The organism is Pararoseomonas sp. SCSIO 73927 (genome assembly GCF_037040815.1).
Classification (GTDB): domain Bacteria; phylum Pseudomonadota; class Alphaproteobacteria; order Acetobacterales; family Acetobacteraceae; genus Roseomonas.
In genome coordinates this window covers 3,380,001-3,397,096 of sequence record NZ_CP146232.1, presented here as the reverse complement: position 1 = coordinate 3,397,096, position 17,096 = coordinate 3,380,001, and the positions used below count along the sequence as shown (strand labels likewise).

The window sequence follows — 17,096 nt, the reverse complement described above, 5'->3', positions numbered from 1 at the left end:
CGCCGCACCCGGGGGTCAGGCGCCGGCCACCGCCTCGGCGCGGGTGGCGTGCATGGGGATGATCTTGTCGAAGCCGGAGATCTCGAAGACCTCCCGCACCGCCGGCTGCAGCCCGCAGACCGAGAAGGACACGCCCTTCACCCGCGCCTGCTTCGCCGCCTTCAGCAGCACCCGCAGCCCGGCGGAGGAGACGTAGCGGACCTCCGACATGTCCGCGACGAGCCCGCCCCCGTCGAGCAGGGAGACCAGCTTCTCCTCGGTTGCCGGGGCGGTGGCGGTGTCCAGGCGGCCCTCCAGCGCGGCGATGGTGGTCGCGCCTTCCCGGTGCTCGGCGATCTGCATGGTGTCTCCAGTCAGCGCCGGCCCGAGAGGATGTTCTGGCCATGGGTGGCCGGCGCGGTTGATCTTTGCCGCCCCGTTCAGCCCGCGTCCAGCAGGGCTGTCAGGCGATTCGTCCCGTCGCGGCGCTCATAGGCCGCCTCACGCGTCATGCGGCGGACGAAGTGCACGCCCAGGCCCCCGATCTCGCGCTCCTCGACGGCCGCGTCGAGGTCGGGCGCGGCCGCCGAGAGGGGATCGAAGGCGGGGCCGTCATCCTCGATCAGCAGGTGGACCGAATCGCCCTCGCGCCGTGCCTCCACCAGCAGGCGGCTGGCGCCCCGGCCGTGCATGGCGACGTTCGCCGCCAGCTCCTCCGCCACGATGGAAAGGCGCTGCGCCGCGCCGGGGGACAGGCCCGCGGCCTCCGAGAAGGCTTCCAGCCGGTCGAGGAGGGCCGGCAGGCCGTCCACCTCGGGCGGCATCTCGTGGCGCAGCGCCGCAGCGTCCAAACCCGCCTTCCCCCTCGCTTCACCGGGGACGATAGGGCGGCGGGCGGCGCTTGGGAACAAGGGCCGGGAGACCCGGCCCCTCCCCTCAGCCATCCGTGTCCAGGGCGTAGCCCGCGCTGCGCACCGTGCGGATGACGTCCGCGTCCGATTCCCCGTTGATCGCCTTGCGGAGCCGGCGGATGTGCACGTCCACCGTGCGCAGCTCCACGTGGATGTCCCGGCCCCACACCGCGTCCAGCAGCTGCTCGCGGGAGAAGACGCGGCCGGGGTGCTGCAGGAAGAACTCCAGCAGCCGGTACTCGGTGGGGCCGAGGTGCAGGGTGCGCCCGGCCCGCGTCACGCGGTGGGCGTCCTGGTCCATCACGATGTCCTGCCAGGCCAGCGTGCCGCGGGCGGCAGGGGCGCCGGAGCGACGCATCACCGCGCGGATGCGGGCCAGCAGCGCGTCCATGGTGAAGGGCTTGCCGATATGGTCGTCCGCGCCGGTGTCGAGCGCGCGGACGGCGTCGGCCTCCTCCGTGCGGGCGGTGACCATGATGATCGGCAGGTCCCGCGTCTCCGGCCGGCGGCGTAGCTGGCGGCAGACCTCCAGCCCGGACATCGCGGGCAGCATCCAGTCCAGCAGCATCAGGTCCGGGCGGGATTCGGCGACGCGGATCAGCGCCTCCGGCCCATCGGCCGCCTCCTCCACCCGGAAACCCTGTTTCTCCAGGTTGTACCGGAGAAGGGTGAGGAGCGGCGCCTCGTCCTCGACGACGAGGATGGTCGGGCGCTGCGCGTCCGGAAGCGCCGCGGACCTCATGGGGTCGGCGCCTCGATGGAGGCGTCGGCCTTCGGACGGTCGTCCGGCAGGCTGGCGCCGCGCACGGCGTAGTGCACCGTCTCCGCGATGTTCGTCGCGTGGTCGCCGATGCGCTCGAAGTTCTTGGCGATGAAGAGGAGGTGCGTGCAGGCCGTGATGTTGCGCGGATCCTCCATCATGTGGGTCAGCATCTCCCGGAAAATCCCGGTGTAGATGTCGTCCACGGGGGCGTCCGCGGCCCAGACCCGCTCGGCCAGGTCCGCATCGTCCTTCACGAAGGCGTCGATGCTGTCCTTCAGGTTGCGCTGCACCAGCTGCGCCATCCACTGGAAGCCGTTCACGCCGCCGAGGAAGGGCTGGCTGGAGACGATGATCGCGCGCTTGGCCACGTTGCGGGCGTAGTCGCCGATGCGCTCGATGTCCTGGCTGATCTTCAGGGCTGCGATGATGAAGCGCAGGTCCGCCGCCAGCGGCTGGCGGAGCGCCAGGAGGCGCACGCAGAAGGCGTCCACCTCGCGCTCCAGCGCGTCGATCGGGGCGTCGCGGCCCACCACCTCGCCGGCCAGCTCGGAATCCCGGCGGACCAGGGCGTAGGCGGCATCGGCCACCTGGCGTTCCGCAAGGCCGCCCATGCGGGCGATCAGCTCGCGCAGGCGCTTCAGCTCTTCATCGTAGGACTTCACGATATGCTCCGAGGCCATTTCCGTTCCCCCGCCGGTCAGCCGAAGCGGCCGGTGATGTACTCTTGGGTGCGCTTCTGGCGCGGGGCGGTGAAGAGCTCGGCGGCAGGCGCCACCTCCACCAGCTCGCCCAGGTAGAAGAAGGCCACCTGGTCCGCGCAGCGGGCCGCCTGCTGCATGTTGTGGGTGACGATCGCGATGGTGAAGTCGCGCTTCAGCTCGTCGATCAGCTCCTCGATCTTGAGGGTGCTGATCGGGTCGAGTGCGGAGGTCGGCTCGTCGAACAGGATCACGTCCGGGCGCACGGCGATGGTGCGCGCGATGCACAGGCGCTGCTGCTGCCCGCCCGAGAGGCCCATGGCGGAGGTGTGGAGCCGGTCCTTCACCTCGCCCCAGAGGGCGGAGCGGGTGAGCGCCCACTCGATCCGCTCCTCCAGCTCGGCGCGGGAGAGCTTCTCGTGCAGCCGGATGCCGAAGGCGATGTTCTCGTGGATCGTCATCGGGAAGGGCGTCGGCTTCTGGAAGACCATGCCGACCTTCGCCCGCAGCGAGTTCAGGTCCATGGAGTCGTCCACCACGTTCTGTCCGTCCAGCAGCACCTGCCCCTCGGCGCGCTGGCCGGGGTAGAGGCTGTACATGCGGTTCAGCACGCGGAGCAGCGTGGACTTGCCGCAGCCGGAGGGGCCGATCATCCCGGTGACCTGCCGGTCCGGGAAGTCGAGGTTGATGCCCTTCAGGGCCTTGTTGGTGCCGTAGTAGAAGTTCAGGTCCTTTACCGCGATCCGGGCCTGGTTCATCACGGCGGAGGACCGCACGGTCATGCCGCCGAAGCTGCCGGAAGGGGCCTGCTGCGGGTGGGACTGCTGGGCGATCTGCGCCAGCTCCGCCGCCTTCTGCTCCGCCACGGCCGCCTGGGCGTCGTTCACTGCGGCGGCGTTGGCCGCGCCCGGGTTCATGGCGCCGCTGTTGATGGCGGCGCCGGTGCTGTTGTTCTGGCTCATGCTCATGACCGGTCTCCGGCTCTACTTGCGGGCGCGCAGCACGGAGCGCGCGAGGACGTTGAGGCCGAGCACGCCGAGGGTGATGATCAGCGCGCCCGTCCAGGCGAGCGTGATCCAGTCCTCATAGGGCGAACCGGCGTAGGAGTAGATGGTGATCGGCAGGCTCGACATGGGCTGGGAGAGGTTCAGCGACCAGTTGAGGTTGCCGAGCGAGGTGAAGAGCAGCGGCGCCGTCTCGCCGGCCACGCGGGCCACGGCCAGCAGGATGCCGGTGATGATGCCCGAGACCGCGGCGCGCCAGCAGACCAGCACGATCATCTTCCACTTCGGGGCGCCGAGACCGATCACCGCCTCCCGCAAGGTGTTCGGGATCAGGCGCAGCATGTCCTCGGTGGTGCGGACCACCACGGGGATCACGATGATCGCCAGCGCCACGATGCCCGCCCAGCCGGAGAAGCCGCCGAAGGGCAGCACCAGGATCTGGTAGACGAAGAGGCCGATGAGGATCGAGGGCGCGGAGAGCAGCACGTCCGACACGAAGCGGACGAGCTGGCCGAAGCGGGACTCGCCGGCGTACTCGGCGAGGTAGGTGCCCACGAGCATGCCGATCGGCGTGCCGACGATCGTGGCCAGGAAGACCTGGATGAGGCTGCCGATGATCGGGTTCAGCAGGCCGCCATGCGAGCCCGGAGGCCGGGTGACCTCCGTGAACACGCTCAGCGAGATGCCGCCCGCGCCGCGGATCAGCAGCGTGAGGAGGATCGAGGCCAGGAAGAAGAGGCCCAGCACCGTGGCGCCGGTGCAGAGCACCCGCACGATCGCGTCCGCGCGGGCGCGGCTGCGGCCCAGCGCCTCGGAGGTGGCGCGGTCCTTGGCCCGGCCCGGGATCGAGGAGACGGGAGTGGGAGAGGTTGTGGCGGACACCTGGTTCAGCCCTTCAGCCGCGAGCGGAGCAGCCAGCGCGAGAGGGCCAGCACCGCGAAGGAGATGACGAAGAGAAGGAAGCCGAGCGCCAGCAGGGCGGAGAGCTTCAGGCTGCCCGCGCCGCTCTCGCCGAACTCCAGCGCCACGATGGAGGCGATGGTGTTGCCCGGCCCGAAGAGCGAGGGGGTAATGCGGTTGGCGTTGCCGATGACGAAGGTGACGGCCATCGTCTCGCCCAGCGCGCGGCCGAGGCCGAGCATGATGCCGCCGACGACGGAGACGCGGGTGTAGGGCAGCACGACCTTGCGCATCACCTCCCACCGCGTGGAGCCCAGACCGTAGGCGCTCTCCTTGTAGACGCCGGGGACCTGCAGGAAGACGTCCCGCATGGTGGCGGCGATGAAGGGCAGCACCATGATCGCGAGGATGAGGGCGGCGGTGAAAAGGCCCGTGCCGAAGGGCGGGCCCTGGAAGAGGCTGCCGATCAGCGGCAGCTCGCCGACCGTGTCGATGATTGCCGGCTGGATCGTGCTCGCCATCACCGGGACGATGACGAAGAAGCCCCACATGCCGAAGATGATGGAGGGAACGGCCGCCAGCAGCTCGATCGCGGTGCCGACGGGGCCGCGCATCCACTCCGGCGCCAGCTCCGTCAGGAAGAAGGCGATGCCGAAGGCGACCGGCACGGCGAGGAGAAGGGCGAGGATGGCGGTGAGGATGGTGCCGTAGATCGGCACGCCCGCGCCGTAGATCTCCTGCACCGGATCCCAGTCCGTGGAGGAGATGAAGGCGGCGCCGAAGGCCCGGAAGGCAGGAAGCCCGCCCAGGAACAGCTCCACGATGATGGCGCCGAGCAGCACCAGCACCAGCGCCGCGGAGGCGCGGCAGAGAAAGGCGAAGATGGTGTCGCCGGTCCCGCTGCCCTTCCGGGTGGTGGGGCGCGCCGGGGCGACTTCAAGGGTTTCTGGGACGGCGACCTGTGCCACGCGGTCTTCCTCGAAAAAAGGGTCGTCCGGCGGCGCGGGGCCGCCGGACGGGTTGCCTCAGCTCAGGGCTTCGGAGCCCCGGCGCTTCAGCGGGCCGGCCAGGCCGGCTGGCCGTCGATCCGGATCCCGGCCCAGGCGGAGCGCACGGCGGCCTGCACGTTCTGCGGCAGCGGAACGTACTCCAGCTCGCGGGCGACGTTGCCGCCGTTGGTGAAGGCCCAGTCGAAGAAGCGCATCACCGCGCGGGTCTTCGCGCCGTCCGTCGGGTTGGTCGGCAGCAGGATGAAGGTCGGGGAGACGATCGGCCAGGAGTTGGCGCCCTGCTGGTCGATGATGCTCGCCGCCATCCCCGGCGCGTTCCAGTTGGCGTTGGTCGCGGCCGCCTGGAAGGTCTCCATCGTCGGCTTCACGTACTGGCCGGCCTTGTTGCGCAGCTGCACGGTGGCAAGGCGGTTCTGCGTGGCGTAGGCGTTCTCGACGTAGCCGATACCGCCGCGGGTGTTGCGGACGGTGCCCGCCACGCCCTCATTGCCGCGGGCGCCCGCGCCGGTGGCCCAGCGCACGGAGGTGCCGGCGCCGGCGCCGTTCTTCCAGCTCTCGGACACGGCGGAGAGGTAGGAGGTGAACACGAAGCTCGTGCCGGAGGCGTCGGCGCGGTACACCGGGGCGATCGCCAGGTTCGGCAGGGTGACGCCGCTGTTCATCTCGACGATGCGCGGGTCGTTCCAGCGGGTGATCCGGCCGGCATAGATCTCGGCCAGGACCTCGCCCGTCAGGCGCAGCTGGTCGGTCTCGACGCCCGGGATGTTCACGATGGGAACCACGGCGCCCATCACGGTCGGGAACTGCAGGAGGTTCGCCTCGGTCAGCTGCTGCTGCGTCAGCGGGGCGTCGGTGGCGCCGAAGTCGACGGTGCGATTGCGGATCTGGTTCACGCCCGCGCCCGACCCGACGGACTGGTAGTTGAGCTGGATGCCGGCCGCCTTCGCGCCCTCGCCCCAGCGCTGGTAGACCGGATTCGGGAAGGAGGCGCCGGCCCCCGTGATCTGGGCGGTCTGGGCCAGGGCGGGGAGCGCCGCGGGCGTGGCCGCGGCGGCGACGAGGCCCGTGAGGGCGAGACGGCGGGTGATCACCAGCATTTCTCCGTGGTTCTTCGGTCCGGCCTTTCGGCCGGCTGCCGCCTTCTAGGTAAGGGCGGCGACGTGTGAGTTTCAAATTTATGACGGTTCAATGACAGCGACCGTGGCCCGAGCACGAAAAAGGGCGCCTCCGGAAGGAGGCGCCCTCTCATTCACGTCGCATGGTTTCGGCGCGCTAGACTCGCCGGCCGCCGCGGAGCTTCGGCCAGAGCGCGGCGATGGCAATACCCGCCAGCGCCATGAGCGGCCCGGCCTGGGTGGTGAAGCCGCTGACGGCCGACTGGGCCGCCCCGGTCAGCGCCACGTTGCGCACGGCCTGCGCCTCCATCTCCTCGCGCACGGAGGAGTTGCGCGAGGCGAGAAAGACGCAGATCCCGGCCAGGACAAGGTCGAAGACCATGACCAGCAGGGAGGAGACGACCGTTCCGAAGGTGTTCCGTGCGAGGAACCACAGGACGAAGTGAAGCACCACGAAGGCAGCCAGCCCCATGATGCCGGCCCCGGCGTAGAAGGCCATGCGCGTGCCCGTGGCACTCGCCTTCGCTTTGAGACGGCGGCTTTCGGCCTGCGCCGCCATCCCGACCAGGCTGAAGGTCCGCAGCATCTCGCGACTCCTCTCAGCGGCCCAGGATACGGGCGAGAATGTAGCCGGCGGCGGCGGCGATCAGGATGGACTGAGCCGGACGCTCCCGGACGCGGTCGGCCACGGCCTCGTACTGCACCTGGGCGGCGTCGCTGGCGCGGGCGGCGTAGCCCTCGGCCGTGTCCATCGCCTTGGACAGGTACTTCTCGCGATCGGCGTAGAGGTCCTCGACCTGCTTGCGGAGCGCGGCGATCTGCTCCGAGGCGCTGTCGGCCACGCCGCCTGCCGCGTCGCTCACCTTGTTCACGGTGTCGCTCACCTTGGCGGCGGCCTGATCCACTGCCTTGCCTGCGTCGCTGTTCGCGGCCATCGGTCCCTCCGGGGATAGTGTGACAATCCCCTCGCCAACGCGTCCCTGAGGGGGCAGTTGCGCCGCCGCGGCGGACAACCGCCCGCCGCGACGCGGCATGGCCCGGCGGACACAACCGCAGGCCGGCGGGAGGTGGATGGTCGGGACCTGCGGCCGCGATGCCCGCGACGCTCAGGCCGCCATCGGGCGGGGCGGCGGGTTGGCCCGAAGGGGGAAGCGCACGCTCCAGAGGGTTCCGCCCTCCTCCAACCGCCCCCCCGTGAGCGGGCCGCCGAGCTGCTTCGCGAAGCCGTCCATGAGCTGGAGACCGAGGCCGCGCGGGCGGGCCCCGCGATCGGGCAGGCCGATGCCGTCGTCCCGCACCGTCAGCAACACCTCCTCGCCCTCCTGCTGCAGGGAGAGCCGGATCGTGCCGCGCATGTCGTCGGGAAAGGCGTGCTCCACCGCGTTGCCCATGGCCTCCGTGACGAGGAGGGAGAGGGAGACGGCCTGATCCGTGGAGATGGCGATGTCGGCGATGTCCAGCTTCAGGGCCAGCCGCTCGCCAGGTGCCTCGTTGTGGGAGGAGAACTGCTGGTTCGCGAGCTCCGTCAGGAAGGGCGGCAGCGCGACCGATTCGAAGCTGTGCTGCACGTAGAGGTGCCGGTGCAGCGTGGCCAGGGTCCGCACCCGGTTCCGCGCCGCGAGGAACTCCGCGATGGCAGCGGGGTCCTTGATCCGCCCGGCCTGCAGGTTCAGCAAGGAGGAGACGATCTGCAGGTTGTTCTTCACGCGGTGGTGGATCTCGGCCATCAGCGCATCGCGCTGCTCGAGCGCGGCCCGCAGGTCGGCCTCCCGCCGGGTCAGGGCCTCCGCCGCGTCGCTGAAGGCCTGCTCCACGGCGCGAACCTCGCGCGGCTCCGTGCCGGTGGGGTTCACGGGGAAGGCGTTGCCCGGCCGCCATCCCCGCACCCGGACCGAGAGCAGGCGGAGCGGCCGGACCATGGCGAGATCCGCCCCCACCACGATGGCGGCCAGGCAGGCGACGAGAAAGGTCGCCAGTTCCAGGATGCGCTGGACGAGGATGCCGCGCGCCACTTCTCTCGGGGCGGAGATCGGGTGTCCGACCACGAGGCGCAGCCCGGGATTGAGCCGCGCGCCGGCATAGACCACCTCGCCGCGCAGGCCTTCCGTCACCTCGCCCCCATCCCCCACCCGGGCGACGGTGGCGGGGTCCAGGGTCGGGCCGCCGGCGCCGCTGGGGGAGAGGGCCCGCCCCGTCCGATCGATGAGCCATACCCTGTCCCCGGGGGTGCGGCCGCTTCCCGGAAGGCCCGCGTCGTCGCGCAGGACCACGAACCCGATCAGCGCCCATTCCCCGCCGATCGAGCCCACCGCGGCGCCGGGAACGGCCACCGGCATCAGGGGCGCGCGGCCGCGGCTGCCGGGCAGGAAGGCGCCGTAGGCAGGGGCGCCGCTCGCCAGGGCTTCTCGCAGCAAGGGCTGGGGATCAAAGCCGGTGGGAAGCGTGCCGCAGACCGGAGGTTGGCCGGGCACGACCACGGCGAGCTCGCCGATGTCGCCGGGATGGAGGTCGATCACGCGGCGAAAGGAGGCGGTGCAGCCGGCCGGGTCCTCGCCCCCGCGGGGATCCTGGCGCGCCAGGGCGATGAGAACGGATTCGGCGCTGCCGATGGCCACGCCGTAGCGGGCCGCCACCAGCGCGCGCAGCGTCTCGACACCCCGGCGGCCATCGTCGAGCGCGGCGCGGTAGTCCTGCAGAGCGTTCGTGATCGCGATGGCCGCGACGGGAATACCCGCGACCATCACCAGCACCATCATCCGTCCGCGAATGCCGCCCAGGGCGGAGCCGAGTCGCAGCCGCAGCTGCCTCAACCTGTCCTGCCCGGGCATGGATCGGACATTCCTTCGCACGGTGCCGGACAGATCCCTCCATCCGGCACAGATCCTTCAGCCCCGCCGCTGGTCCTGCTCGATCAGGCGCAGAAGTTCTTCGGGAATCGGCTCGCGCATCACGTCGTCAAACATCTGATGCAAACCGCGCTGAAGCCAGAGGTCGAAAGCGGCCTCGGGCGCGGCCTCGCCGCGCCCGTTGGCTCCTCCGACTGTTCCGGGCTTCGGCACAGGCCCCGATTTCCCCTTGTCGCTACTCTCGGCCATCCTCAGACAGGGTTCGCGTGCCCCGCAGCAGTGTCATCCGTCGCCATACGACGGCGGGTGGCCCGAGGGGAAGAGGAGGACTTGCGAGTGGAGGCGGCGACCTTCGGCGCGTCGACGCCGCGCTCCTCGCCGGTCAGCCAGCGCTGCAGAGTCTGGCGGGCGCGGAACACGCGGCACTTGGCGGTGCCGACGGCGCAATCCATCGCCGCCGCGACCTCCTCGTAGGACATGCCCTGCACCGTCACCATCACCAGCGCCGTGCGCTGCTCGGCAGGCAGGCGGGAGAGGTGGCCGCGCAGCTCGCGCATCACCAAGCTGTCCTCCTGCGCGCCGGGGCGGGCAAAGGCGGAGCTCGGCACGTCGTCAATGTCCGTCGTCTCGCGCTTGCGGCGGACGTCGGAGATGAAGCGGTTCCGCAGGATGCGGAACATCCAGGCGCCGAAGTTGGTGCCAGGGGTGAAGCTGTCCTTCGCGGCGAGGGCGGAGGTGACGGCGGCCTGCACCAGGTCGTCCGCGTCGGCGCGGTTGCGGGTCAGCGCCAGGGCCTGCACGCGCAGCCGCGGCAGGGTCGTGACGAGCAACTTGTGGAAGTCGGCAACCGTGTGGGAGGTGGCGGGGGCGGTCGTCACGGCAACGGTCTCGGTCATCTGGGCAATCCCCTCGTCTCGAACTTCACCCGACCAATGCACGGGGTCCGATTCCGGTTACCGCCGGCTTAATCACGAAAACGCCAGGGGTGAGGTTCACTCCGCATCGCCTTGATCCGCCTCGCTTCCATAGCGTGCGGCGAGCGCCTTCCGGGCCCGGGAGACGCGCGCCTTGAGGGTGCCGACCTGCACCCCGGCCACCCGCGCCGCATCCTCGCTGGAGAAGCCGAGCGCACCGACGAGCACCAGCGCCTCCTGCTGGTCCGGCGAGAGATCCTTCATCGCGCGGGCCAGCCCCATCACCTCCATCCGGTGCTCCTGCCCGGCCGGCCGGCCCTCCTCCTCCGGCGGCGCGCGGTCCAGGGCGCGCCGCCGGGCGGCGCTGCGGCGCCGGTCCTCGAACCAGGCGTTGCGGAGGATGGAGAAGGTCCAGGCGCGCAGGCTTGTGCCGGGCTGCCACTGCGCCTCGTTGCGCAGGGCACGCAGCAATGTGTCTTGCACGAGGTCGTCCGCTGCGGCCGGATCGCGCGACAGGAATCGGGCGAAGGCCCGCAGGTCGGGCAGCAGGCGCGTAAGGGCCGGGCGGAAATCCTGCTCTTCTGTCATGCACCCGGCTGGAAAAGGGCCGCGCGACGCCTCCCGGCGGCGCGCGGCGCGACCATGTAGAGAAACGGCCCGCAAGCCCTGCCATGTCGGCGGCGGCCCGCGGGGGGCGGAGGACTATCACGGATGAATGCTGTGTCGCAGGGGGAGTTGCTTCGCACCCTGCCCTATGCCCGGCGCTACGCACGGGCCCTGACCGGCAGCCAGGCGCAGGGCGACGCCCTGGTGGCCCAGTCGCTGCGGGCCGGGCTGCCGGAGGGCGTGCCGGGGCCGCTCGCGCTGTTCGCCGGCGTCAGCCGGCTGGTTCCGGACGCGCCCGGCGAGCACATCTCCGCGAAGCAGCGCCAACTTCTCCTCCTCACCGCGCTGGAGGACCTCACGGTCACCGATGCCGCCCTCGCCGTCGGCGTGACGCTGGAGGAAGGGCGGCGCCTGCTGGAGGCCGCACGCACCGCGCTGCGCGCCGTGGCGGCGACGGACATCATGGTGATCGAGGACGAGCCGATCATCGCCATGGACATCCGCCAGCTGGTGGAGAGCTGCGGGCATAACGTAGTGGGCATCGCCAGCGGCGAGGCGGAGGCGGTGCAGATGGCCCGCGACCTGAAACCGGGGCTGATCCTGGCGGATGTGAACCTCGGCCCGGGTGGCGACGGCATCTCCGCCGTGCAGCGCATCCTGCAGGAGCAGGACACGCCCGTGATCTTCGTGACCGCCTATCCCGAGCGGCTGCTGACGGCGGAGCGGCTTGAGCCCGCCTTCATCATCAGCAAGCCCTTTGAGCCGGTGGCACTGGCCATCGCCACCTACCAGGCAGTCTCTGGCGGCGTTTCGCTCGACTGAACGGCCCGTGCGGTCCGGCAACCCGCCGGACCGCCTCCCCGTTCCATCAGACGGGCCCGTACGCGCTCGGCGCGGGCATGACGGAGGATGGGATGACCAAGAAGCTGGATTGGGACCGCTTGGCGGGCGACTGGGGCGAGATGGGCGGCAAAGTCCGCAAGAACTGGGGGAAGCTGACCGAGGAGGACATCAGTCAGGCCGGCGGCCGCCGCGACCTGCTGCTCGAGCGCATTCGCGAGCGCTACGGCGTGGGGGAGGACGAGGCGGAGCGGCAGCTGACGGACTGGGCCTCGGGCCAGGGCGACGCGGCCTCCAACCGGGCGGTGTAGCAAGGCGGCAACGCTCCGTGGCGAGAGGGCAACCGGCCCGCGCATCCCACGTTCAGGGATCGCATCCTCTTCTAGGGAACCGGAACAATGCTCTACTGGACCGTCATCTTCCTTATCATCGCCCTTGTCGCGGGCGTGCTGGGCTTCGGCGGCGTGGCCTCCGCGGCCAGCGGCATCGCCAAGGTCCTGTTCGTGATCTTCCTCATCCTCTTCCTGGTCTCCCTCGTGGCCGGCCGGGGCTGGATCTGAGGGTTCCATGAACCGCCGCACGGCGCTTCTGGCCGGCCTCGCGACACTCGTCGCGGGGCCGGTCCTGTCTCAGGGTTCTAATCAGGGGGGTTCCGGCCCGGTGAACCCGAACCCGGGCGGTGGACGTCTGTGGTTCGACCCGACGCAGCTCCCCTCCTTCACCGGCGTGGTAGACCGCTACCTGCTGACGCCGGAGGGGAAGACTGACCGGCTGATGTTCCGCGAGGGGCCGCAGGTGCTGTTCCCCGAGCACATCGCCGACGACATCATGAAGGCCGTGCCTCCCGGCCAGTCCATCGTGGTCTACGGCATCCGCGCCCGGCGCGCCCCGGCGATCACGCTTCTGGCCTGGGCCAGGGATGGTGGCAGCCAGCCCCAGTTCGTGGACCGCCCGAGCTGGACTTTCCCGGAGTACCGGGCCGCCGACGAGATGCTGCAGGTGTCCGGCACCGTCCGCGCGCCGCTCTACACGCCGCAGGGCGACGTTATCGGCGCCGTGCTGGACGAGGGCGTGGTGATCCGCGTGCCCGCTGGCGTGGCGCAGGCGCTGGGTGACAGGCTGGCCGTGGGCCGCTCGATCGCCGCCGCGGGGCACGGGGCCACCGTGCAGAGCCGCGGCAAAGCGCTGGATGCCGAGCGGATCGGCGAGAGCGCGGACAAGCTCGGGCCCCTGCCGCCGGCGGAGCGCCCGCAATGAGAACCACCGCCACGACGTGGACGGTGACGAGACCCAGGACAGGCGAGACAGAGGGTGAGTGACGAAACGGGACCGAAAGTCCAGATCCAGACGGGGGCCGTGGGGGCCTTCCTCCGTCTGGCCGGCGGGTACTTCCTGCGCGCGAAGGGCGCGAAGTGGCTGGGCTTCGGCCTGCTGGCGCTGACGCTTCTGCAGATTCTCATCCAGATCCGCTTCAATCTCTGGAACCGCGACTTCTTCAACGCGCTGGAGAACCGCGACCGCAACGCCTTCCTCTGGCAGATGGTGCTCTTCGTGGGGCTGGCGGGCGCCTCCATGATCACGGCGGTCTACCAGCTCTACGTCAAGCAGCTGGTGCAGCTGCGCTGGCGCGAGTGGCTGACGAAGCGCCTGCTGGACCTGTGGATGACAAATGCGCGCCACTACCAGCTGGAGCGCGCGGGAGAGTCCGACAACCCCGACCAGCGGATCTCGGAGGACGCGCGGCTTGCCGTGGACTCCGCCGTGGACTTCGCGACGGGCATCTTCAATTCCGTGGTGATGCTGATCGCCTTCGTCGGCATCCTCTGGAGCATCTCCGGCGCGCTGAACCTGACGATCGCCGGGAACGCCATCACCATCCCCGGCTATATGGTCTGGGCCGCGCTGATCTACGCGGCCATCGGTTCTGGCCTTACCTACCTCGTCGGCCGGCCGATGGTGGCGCTGAATTTCTGGCGCACGGCAAAGGAGGCGGATTTCCGCTTCGGCCTGGTGCGCGCGCGGGAGAGCAGCGAGGGTATCGCCCTCATCGGCGGCGAGACGGATGAGCGGCGGGGATTGGCACGGCTGTTCACCAACGTGGCCGATGCGGTGCGCGACCTGATGCGGAGCCAGCGCAGGCTGATGTGGCTCACCAGCGCCTACGGAATGCTCACCTCCGTCTTCCCGACCGTGGTGGCGGCGCCGTCCTACTTCTCCGGCGCGATCACGCTCGGCGGCCTGATGCAGATCGGCTCCGCCTTCGGGTCCGTGCAGGCCTCGCTCAACTGGTTCGTGGACAACTTCCCGCGGCTGGCAGAATGGCGCTCCTCCGTGGAGCGGCTGCTCTCCTTCCGGGAGTCCCTGCGCGTCATCGAGGAGATGGTGGAGGACGGCGACCAGCCGACCATCGTTCGGGTCGAGGAGAAGGCCGGTGAGGAGGAGCGCGTCGCCTTCCGCGACGTGCAGGTTGCCTTCGCCAACGGCTCGGTGGTGATCGCGGAGGCAAGCGCGGAGGTTCGGGCCGGCGAGCGCGTGCTGGTGAAAGGCGAATCCGGGACGGGCAAGAGCACCCTATTTCGCGCGTTTGCCGGCATCTGGCCCTGGGGGAGTGGCGAGATCCACATGCCGCCGCGGGAGGCCACGATGTTCATGCCGCAGCGCCCTTACCTGCCGCTCGGGACGTTGCGGGGCGCCCTCTCCTACCCCAACCCGCCGGAGAAGGTTTCCAACAAGGCGGCGGTCGCAGCGCTGGAACGGGTAGGCCTCTCCCATCTCGAGGATCGGTTGGAGGATGACGAGCGATGGGATCAGGTGCTCTCGCTGGGTGAGCAGCAGCGCCTCGCCTTTGCTCGGCTGCTGCTGCAGAAGCCGCGCTGGATCTTCATGGACGAGGCCACGGCCGCACTCGATGAGGAGAACCAGGACGCGATGATGCGACTGGTGTTGGAGGAGTTGCCGAAGAGCGCGCTGATCTCCATCGGCCACCGCCCGGGGCTGGACGCCTTCCACGAGCGCACCCTTCACTTGCAGCGCGGGCCGGAGGGGGCGCGGCTGGCAATGCGCCCTCTCGGCCGAATCCTGCGGAACCGCAAGATCCGCATCCGCAACCCGTTCAATCGGCGCGTACGCGCGACGGCGGGCTGAAGGCACCGGTTGGGCCGCTTCTGCGCGGCCCAGCCGAGACTTCGATCATGCAGAAGATCTTCAAGGCGGAGGGGACACCCTTCGACCTGCTCCGTCGATGCGCCTCAGCTGGTCTTCGATGTCATGAGAAGCGCGGTACAAGCTGGTGCGGCGCTTGCGGTGTGGAGAGATACACGTAGCCCAAAACCCCCTCGGCACGGTTATGTGCTGAGGGGGTTCTGAGGCTTGGATGCGGGGACAGGATTTGAACCTGTGACCTTCAGGTTATGAGCCTGACGAGCTACCGGGCTGCTCCACCCCGCGGTGGTGTAGTGATCATGTTCTCCGGTCGGGTGGCCTGGCGCTGACCGACTCTCCCGCGTCTTAAGACGCAGTACCATGGGCGCAGGGGCGTTTCACGGCCGAGTTCGGGATGGGATCGGGTGTGGCAGCCTCGCTATAGGCACCAGGCCACCGGGCCGGAGGACATGATGGGTGGGCGGACGCGGAGCGTTCTGCCCGGGATGGAAGGTGGTGTGTGGGTGGTGTGTTTGCGTGTTGGTGCTGCGTGCGGCGAGGGGGTTAGCCCTCAGCGGTGGGGGAGTGGAGTTCGATCGGGCGATTAGGACCGCTCGGCTGCGTCGGTTACCCGACTTCCACCTGCGGCCTATCGACGTGCTGGTCTGGCACGGCCCTTGGGGAGACCTGGTTTTGAGGCTGGTTTCCCGCTTAGATGCCTTCAGCGGTTATCCGTTCCGCACTTGGCTACCCGGCGATGCGGCTGGCGCCACAACCGGTGCACCAGAGGTGCGTCCATCCCGGTCCTCTCGTACTAGGGACAGATCCTCTCAAGTCTCCAACACCCATGGCAGATAGGGACCGAACTGTCTCACGACGTTCTAAACCCAGCTCACGTACCGCTTTAATCGGCGAACAGCCGAACCCTTGGGACCTGCTCCAGCCCCGGGATGCGATGAGCCGACATCGAGGTGCCAAACCTCCCCGTCGATGTGGACTCTTGGGGGAGATCAGCCTGTTATCCCTAGAGTACCTTTTATCCGTTGAGCGATGGCCCTTCCACGCGGGACCACCGGATCACTAAGGCCGACTTTCGTCTCTGCTCGCGCTGTCGCGCTCGCAGTCAGGCGGGCTTGTGCCTTTGCACTCAACAGCCGATGTCCGACCGGCCTGAGCCCACCATCGCGCGCCTCCGTTACACTTTGGGAGGCGACCGCCCCAGTCAAACTGCCCACCAGGCAGGGTCCCGGCCCCGGCTAACGGGGCTCGGTTAGACGCCAGAAAGGCGCAGGGTGGTATTTCAAGGTTGCCTCCGCAGAGGCTAGCGCCCCTGTTTCATCGGCTCCCACCTATCCTACACAGCCCCTTCCTGGCGCCACTGCCAAGCTGCAGTAAAGGTTCATAGGGTCTTTCCGTCTGACCACGGGTACCCCGCATCTTCACGGGGAATTCAATTTCGCTGAGCCCATGCTGGAGACAGTGGGGAGGTCGTTACGCCATTCGTGCAGGTCGGAACTTACCCGACAAGGAATTTCGCTACCTTAGGACCGTTATAGTTACGGCCGCCGTTTACCGGGGCTTCAATTCAAGGCTCTCACCTCTCCTTTTAACCTTCCGGCACCGGGCAGGCGTCAGACCCTATACGTCGTCTCTCGACTTCGCAGAGCCCTGTGTTTTTACTAAACAGTCGCCACCCCCTGGTCTGTGCCACCCCAACCCACTTGCGTGAGCAGGGGTCTCGCTTATCCCGAAGTTACGCGAGCAATTTGCCTAGTTCCTTCAGCATGGTTCTCTCAAGCGCCTTGGTATACTCAACCAGTCCACCTGTGTCGGTTTCGGGTACGGTCCATAATCCCAGTGCTATTTCCCGGACCTCTCCAACCGCCCCCCCAATCCGATAAGGGGGAACAGAACTTCAAGGTCGTCACATCTGGGGGGCCAGGGAATATTCACCCTGTTTCCATCGGCTACGGCTGTCGCCCTCGCCTTAGGGGCCGGCTCACCCTGCGCGGATTGGCCTTGCGCAGGAACCCTTGGACTTTCGGCGAGAGGGGTTCTCACCCTCTTTGTCGCTACTCATGTCCGCATTCGCACTTCCGATACCTCCAGGACCCGTCACCGGTATCCCTTCACAGGCCTACGGAACGCTCCGCTACCGCGTGCATTGCTGCACACCCACAGCTTCGGCTCGTGGCTTGAGCCCCGTTACATTTTCGCCGCAGAACAGCTATTAGACCAGTGAGCTATTACGCTTTCTTTAAAGGATGGCTGCTTCTAAGCCAACCTCCTGGTTGTTTTGGCCGTCCCACATGCTTTCCCACTTAGCCACGAATTAGGGGCCTTAGCTGGTGGTCTGGGCTGTTTCCCTC

Annotated in this window: 19 protein-coding genes, 1 tRNA gene and 2 rRNA genes (1 of these 22 only partly in view); 5 read left to right on the top strand and 17 right to left on the bottom strand. The window is 68.9% G+C overall.

What is annotated here, in order from left to right:
• Window positions 1-15: 15 nt before the first annotated feature.
• The 14 genes from VQH23_RS15865 to VQH23_RS15800 form a co-directional block, all read right to left on the bottom strand.
• Window positions 16-342 (bottom strand): STAS domain-containing protein, encoded by a 327-nt coding sequence (locus tag VQH23_RS15865; RefSeq protein WP_338661699.1) that lies wholly within the window; start codon window positions 340-342, stop codon window positions 16-18.
• 77 nt (window positions 343-419) lie between these two features.
• On the bottom strand, window positions 420-830 hold the full coding sequence (locus tag VQH23_RS15860) for an ATP-binding protein (RefSeq protein ID WP_338661698.1): 411 nt from the start codon (window positions 828-830) through the stop codon (window positions 420-422).
• Window positions 831-915: 85 nt separating this feature from the next.
• Entirely contained in the window at window positions 916-1,632 is a 717-nt protein-coding gene (phoB, locus tag VQH23_RS15855) for a phosphate regulon transcriptional regulator PhoB (protein WP_338661697.1), read from the bottom strand.
• Window positions 1,629-2,333 carry a phosphate signaling complex protein PhoU gene (gene phoU / locus VQH23_RS15850; protein WP_338661696.1) on the bottom strand — a complete coding sequence of 235 codons (705 nt, stop codon included), beginning with the start codon at window positions 2,331-2,333 and terminating at the stop codon, window positions 1,629-1,631. The genes phoB and phoU overlap by 4 nt, the downstream gene beginning before the upstream one ends.
• A gap of 17 nt (window positions 2,334-2,350) precedes the next feature.
• The gene (gene pstB, locus VQH23_RS15845; RefSeq protein ID WP_338666112.1) at window positions 2,351-3,133 is read right to left on the bottom strand and encodes a phosphate ABC transporter ATP-binding protein PstB; all 783 of its coding nucleotides are present in this window, start codon (window positions 3,131-3,133) and stop codon (window positions 2,351-2,353) included.
• A 201-nt stretch (window positions 3,134-3,334) separates the two neighbouring features.
• Window positions 3,335-4,237: a phosphate ABC transporter permease PstA gene (pstA, locus tag VQH23_RS15840; RefSeq protein ID WP_408904220.1), complete on the bottom strand. Its 903-nt coding sequence runs from the start codon at window positions 4,235-4,237 to the stop codon at window positions 3,335-3,337.
• 5 nt (window positions 4,238-4,242) lie between these two features.
• Window positions 4,243-5,223: a phosphate ABC transporter permease subunit PstC gene (gene pstC / locus VQH23_RS15835; RefSeq protein WP_338661695.1), complete on the bottom strand. Its 981-nt coding sequence runs from the start codon at window positions 5,221-5,223 to the stop codon at window positions 4,243-4,245.
• A gap of 86 nt (window positions 5,224-5,309) precedes the next feature.
• A complete protein-coding gene (pstS, locus tag VQH23_RS15830; RefSeq protein ID WP_338661694.1) occupies window positions 5,310-6,362 on the bottom strand; it encodes a phosphate ABC transporter substrate-binding protein PstS in 1,053 nt (350 codons plus the stop codon).
• Between the two features lie 175 nt (window positions 6,363-6,537).
• Complete coding sequence (locus VQH23_RS15825; protein WP_338661693.1) at window positions 6,538-6,966, bottom strand: hypothetical protein; 429 nt, start codon at window positions 6,964-6,966, stop codon at window positions 6,538-6,540.
• A 13-nt stretch (window positions 6,967-6,979) separates the two neighbouring features.
• On the bottom strand, window positions 6,980-7,315 hold the full coding sequence (locus VQH23_RS15820) for a hypothetical protein (protein WP_338661692.1): 336 nt from the start codon (window positions 7,313-7,315) through the stop codon (window positions 6,980-6,982).
• A 171-nt stretch (window positions 7,316-7,486) separates the two neighbouring features.
• Window positions 7,487-9,208: a sensor histidine kinase gene (locus VQH23_RS15815; protein ID WP_338661691.1), complete on the bottom strand. Its 1,722-nt coding sequence runs from the start codon at window positions 9,206-9,208 to the stop codon at window positions 7,487-7,489.
• A 57-nt stretch (window positions 9,209-9,265) separates the two neighbouring features.
• Entirely contained in the window at window positions 9,266-9,475 is a 210-nt protein-coding gene (locus VQH23_RS15810) for a NepR family anti-sigma factor (RefSeq protein WP_338661690.1), read from the bottom strand.
• A gap of 2 nt (window positions 9,476-9,477) precedes the next feature.
• Window positions 9,478-10,122, bottom strand: a complete 645-nt coding sequence (locus tag VQH23_RS15805) for a sigma-70 family RNA polymerase sigma factor (protein WP_338661689.1) — start codon at window positions 10,120-10,122, stop codon at window positions 9,478-9,480.
• A gap of 96 nt (window positions 10,123-10,218) precedes the next feature.
• Window positions 10,219-10,728, bottom strand: coding sequence for a sigma-70 family RNA polymerase sigma factor (locus VQH23_RS15800; RefSeq protein ID WP_338661688.1), 510 nt, complete (start codon window positions 10,726-10,728; stop codon window positions 10,219-10,221).
• Window positions 10,729-10,851: 123 nt separating this feature from the next.
• On the opposite strand from VQH23_RS15800, the gene VQH23_RS15795 reads away from it, so the two are divergent.
• The 5 genes from VQH23_RS15795 to VQH23_RS15775 all read left to right on the top strand — a co-directional run bounded on the left by VQH23_RS15795 (window position 10,852) and on the right by VQH23_RS15775 (window position 14,730).
• On the top strand, window positions 10,852-11,568 hold the full coding sequence (locus VQH23_RS15795; RefSeq protein ID WP_338661687.1) for a response regulator: 717 nt from the start codon (window positions 10,852-10,854) through the stop codon (window positions 11,566-11,568).
• 92 nt (window positions 11,569-11,660) lie between these two features.
• Complete coding sequence (locus VQH23_RS15790) at window positions 11,661-11,897, top strand: hypothetical protein (RefSeq protein WP_338661686.1); 237 nt, start codon at window positions 11,661-11,663, stop codon at window positions 11,895-11,897.
• 87 nt (window positions 11,898-11,984) lie between these two features.
• Window positions 11,985-12,146, top strand: a complete 162-nt coding sequence (locus VQH23_RS15785; protein WP_209373742.1) for a DUF1328 domain-containing protein — start codon at window positions 11,985-11,987, stop codon at window positions 12,144-12,146.
• A gap of 7 nt (window positions 12,147-12,153) precedes the next feature.
• Complete coding sequence (locus VQH23_RS15780; protein WP_338661685.1) at window positions 12,154-12,843, top strand: hypothetical protein; 690 nt, start codon at window positions 12,154-12,156, stop codon at window positions 12,841-12,843.
• 54 nt (window positions 12,844-12,897) lie between these two features.
• Window positions 12,898-14,730, top strand: coding sequence for an ABC transporter ATP-binding protein/permease (locus tag VQH23_RS15775; protein ID WP_338661684.1), 1,833 nt, complete (start codon window positions 12,898-12,900; stop codon window positions 14,728-14,730).
• Between the two features lie 226 nt (window positions 14,731-14,956).
• Here the strand turns inward: VQH23_RS15775 and VQH23_RS15770 are convergent.
• The 3 genes from VQH23_RS15770 to VQH23_RS15760 form a co-directional block, all read right to left on the bottom strand.
• A tRNA-Met gene (locus VQH23_RS15770) sits at window positions 14,957-15,033 on the bottom strand.
• A 32-nt stretch (window positions 15,034-15,065) separates the two neighbouring features.
• Window positions 15,066-15,180 (bottom strand): 5S ribosomal RNA (rrf, locus tag VQH23_RS15765).
• A 130-nt stretch (window positions 15,181-15,310) separates the two neighbouring features.
• Window positions 15,311-17,096, bottom strand: a 23S ribosomal RNA gene (locus tag VQH23_RS15760) (it continues 956 nt past the right edge of the window).